The sequence below is a fragment of the uncultured Sphingomonas sp. genome (genome assembly GCF_946477935.1).
In the GTDB taxonomy this organism is placed as follows: Bacteria; Pseudomonadota; Alphaproteobacteria; order Sphingomonadales; family Sphingomonadaceae; genus Sphingomonas.
Window position 1 is genome coordinate 1 of the sequence record NZ_CAMLAC010000307.1, and the last position, 3,471, is coordinate 3,471.

The 3,471-nt window shown below is 66.4% G+C and carries 4 protein-coding genes; all 4 read right to left on the minus strand.

The annotated features are described in order from the left end of the window. The coding region (locus Q0U08_RS18950; protein ID WP_298093300.1) for an alcohol dehydrogenase catalytic domain-containing protein at positions 1-297 on the minus strand (297 nt) is incomplete at its 3' end. A gap of 23 nt (positions 298-320) precedes the next feature. Continuing rightward, positions 321-1,571, minus strand: coding sequence for an Nramp family divalent metal transporter (locus tag Q0U08_RS18955; protein ID WP_298093301.1), 1,251 nt, complete (start codon positions 1,569-1,571; stop codon positions 321-323). A 152-nt stretch (positions 1,572-1,723) separates the two neighbouring features. Then, the gene (locus tag Q0U08_RS18960) at positions 1,724-2,644 is read right to left on the minus strand and encodes a glycosyl hydrolase (protein ID WP_298093302.1); all 921 of its coding nucleotides are present in this window, start codon (positions 2,642-2,644) and stop codon (positions 1,724-1,726) included. Continuing rightward, complete coding sequence (locus Q0U08_RS18965; protein ID WP_298093303.1) at positions 2,641-3,438, minus strand: TIGR04290 family methyltransferase; 798 nt, start codon at positions 3,436-3,438, stop codon at positions 2,641-2,643. Before Q0U08_RS18965 ends, Q0U08_RS18960 begins: the two co-directional genes overlap by 4 nt. Positions 3,439-3,471: the final 33 nt, after the last annotated feature.

Genomic DNA, 3,471 nt, shown 5'->3' on the forward strand with positions numbered 1-3,471 from the left:
GTCGTAAGCGGCGAAGCTGCGATAGGAGAGCGCGGCGACGCGGGTACCGATCGCGACGCCCGATACCCCCGAACCAAGGGCATCGACGATGCCCCAACCTTCATGGCCCATGCCACCGGCCTCGCCGGGGAAGCTGGACCAGGGCTGGCCCTGCCACGGCTCGACGTTGGAGGCGCAGACGCCGCAGCCCTCCAGCCGGATGCGTACCTCGCCGGGGCCGGGTTCGGGCCGGGGGATCTCCACCATCTCGAACCGTTCGGGAGCGGCCAGTATCGCGGCCTGCATCGTCTCGCTCACCATCTATTCCTTATCATTCGACATCATGAAGCCCAGGCGACGACCAGCGCGATCGCCGCGGCAAACGTGACGAGCACCGTGATCCAGCCGAGCGTGGTAGTCAGCCAGCCGTTGCGCCGCTCGCCCATCATCCGCCGGTCGCCGGTCATCACCATCATCGCGCACAGCAGCGGCGGCACCGAAAAGCCCTGCACGATTCCCGACCACACCAGGGCACGCATCGGATTGAAGCCGAGGAAGTTGAGCGCCACCGCCACGATCGTGACCAGCACGATCACCGCGTAGAACAGCTTCGCCTCGCTGACCTTCGCGTTCAGATGCCCCTCGCGTCCGATCCCCTGTACCAGATCATAGGCGGCGCCGGTCGACATGACGGGCACCGCGAGGAAACCGACACCGACGACGCCGGCGGCGAACAGCCATTTGGCGGCGGAGCCCGCCAGCGGCTCCAGCGCGGTGGCGGCCTGTGCGGCGCTCTCGATCTCGGTCTGGCCGGCGGGGTGGAGTGTCGCACCGGTCGACAGGATGATGAAGTAGAGGATGATGTTGGAGAAGAGCATGCCGATGATGACGTCGCGGCGGGTGCGCTCCAACTCGCCGCGGCTGGCGCCGAAACGCTGGCGCCAGCGCGCCTTGCCCTCGGCGATCTGCTCCTCCACCTCCTGATTGGATTGCCAGGTGTAGATATAGGCGGACAGCGAGGTGCCGATGCACGCGACGACCATCGCCAGGAACTCGGCATCCATCGTCACGCGCGGCATGACGGTGGCGCGCAGCACCGCGCTCCAGTCGGGCCTGGCCATGATCGCGGCCACGACATAGGCGAACAGGGCGAGTGCCAGCCAGCGGAAGATGGTACGCAGCAGATCATAGCTGCCGAAGATCTGAAAGGTGACGATGATCGCCGCCGCCCCGACGACGATGGCGGGCACGGGCAGGGGCGCGAGCAGCGCCAGCGCGGCGCCGATGCCGCCGAGATTGGCCGCCGCCTCGATCACATTGCCGGTGAACGCGCACGCGACGAGGGGATAGAGTATCCAGCGCGGGAACCGGTCGCGCACCGCGGCGAACAGGCCCTTGCCATAGACGCGGCCCAGCTTGGCCGACACATAGACGACGACATACATCATCGGCAGCAGCACGGGGGCGATCCACAGGAAGCCCAGTCCGAACCGCGCGCCGGCGGTGGCGTAGGTGCCGATCGCGGAGGGATCGTCGTCGGCCGCCCCGGTGATGATGCCGGTGCCGAGCACGCGCAGGGGATTGCGCGCCATCAGACACGCCTCGCTTCATGGGTCATCGTCGCTCCTGCATGAACGGGTCCGGCGGGTGCCGGAACCGGTTGCAGCAGCGCGATGGCACCGTGCCAAGCGAAGCAAAATAACATCGGATTACAATTGCTTGATACTGGACGTCCGCCCGATTTTCATTCCGCGGCCACCGCAGATACGCTGGTCGATGCCGGCGCATAGCGGTCGATCATCCAGGCGCAGAAATCGGCAAATGCCTGCGGCTCGCGCGCCGGGCTGGTGTGGTGCGGCGCGACGCCCAGATGCTCGGGCGTGAAGCAGAAGGTGACGGTGACGTCGAAATCGGCCAGCGCCTCCATCTGCCGGTCGAACCAGTCGGTGGCGTTGGGGCGGAAGCTGTCGGCCCAGCTCAGCCCGGTACGCAGCTTCTTCGTGCCCAGCCGCTTCATCCAGGCGACGGCATCGTCCAGCCGGGGGTCCTCGAAATGGAACCACTGCATCAGCCCCATCTCGCCCGCGACCCTGGCATAATCCTCGAGCGCGGGCTTGGGGCTGCCGTCGGGGCGGATCAGTCCCATGTAGAAGTGGCGGTAATAGCTGGAGCCTTCGGCTTCGCGGTGGCGGGTGGTGGCGCCCCATTCCATCGGCAGGTCGAACAGCGAATACCAGAAGACCCGCGGCACGCGGCCCAGCAGCAGCTCGGCGGTACGGCGCAGGCCGAACACCTGCACCTCCTCCGCACCGAACGAGCCGACGCCGACCTCGGTCACCCAGACGGGCTTGTGCGTCACCGCCTCGATCTCGGCGACCTTGGCGGGCCATTCGTGGATCGACCACAGGTTCCAGTCGAGCGGGAAGCCGTGGACCGCGACCACGTCGATCGCGTCCAGCGCGCCATGCCCCTCCATGCGCTGTACCCAGGCCGGATCGATCGGCGACATGCCGCCCAGCACGCGGGTCACTGCCGGGTTGATCGCATGGATGGCATTGCCGGCCCGCGCGACCGTATCGGCGAAGATCGCCCAGTCGGGATCGAGTTCCGGATCCCAGTGGGACTTGTTGTTCGGCTCGTTCCAGATCATCGCGGCTTCGATCATCGTGTTTCCTCCCCCTTGTTCGGATAAACGGCGGCGGGTCCGTATTCGGCATAGGGTCTATCATCGACACGGCAGAGATAGACCTCGTTCTCGGGATGCGCCTCGATCCGGAAGCCTGCGGCGCGCAGCATCGCCTCCGAACAGGCGCGGTTCGGTGCCCACCAGTTGGTCCAGTCGTTGGCGAAGGCGCGCTCGATGAAGTGCATCTTCGGATAGGCGGCATCGTCGAAGAAATCGGGCGGCCGGTGCGTGCCCGGCTTGTGGAAGGGATGATCGGCGGGCGCGTCATAGGCGTCGCGAGACCCCTGCTGCATCGTCTGGAACAGCAGCATGTCCCCCGCGACATGCTCGCGGATCAGGTCCAGCGCGAGCAGCGGGTGGCGCAGATGATACAGCACGCCCATGAAGATCACGAGATCGAACCGCTCGCCCAGCGCACCGACATCATAGACGGACAGGTTGCGAAACTCGACGCCTTCGAACCCCAGCGCCCGGCTCGCGAGCCGCGCCTGCGCCAGATAGCGGTCGTCGCTGTCGATCCCGAGCACCCGGTCGGCCCCGCGCCGCTTCATCTCGACCGCATAGAAGCCGGCATTGCAGCCGATATCGAGCACCGACTTGCCGGTCAGGTCGGCAGGCAGGGCATGGGCGAAGCGGTCGAACTTGAAGCCGGGATAATTGCCCAGGAAATGATCGGGGGCCGTCCACAGGCCGTCGCCCAGATCGATATTGTGGAACCACGGCCCCAGCGCCGCGACCTGTTCGCGCAAAGCCTCGTCGGCGATCGTCGCCATCAGCACATCCTCTCGTTCAGGCTCAGCAATTTG

Coding starts and splice junctions, on each gene's coding strand:
- Q0U08_RS18955 (WP_298093301.1), bottom strand. CDS start 1,571: ATGGCGCGCAATCCCCTGCGCGTGCTCGGCACCGGCATCATCACCGGG.
- Q0U08_RS18965 (WP_298093303.1), bottom strand. CDS start 3,438: ATGGCGACGATCGCCGACGAGGCTTTGCGCGAACAGGTCGCGGCGCTG.
- Q0U08_RS18960 (WP_298093302.1), bottom strand. CDS start 2,644: ATGATCGAAGCCGCGATGATCTGGAACGAGCCGAACAACAAGTCCCAC.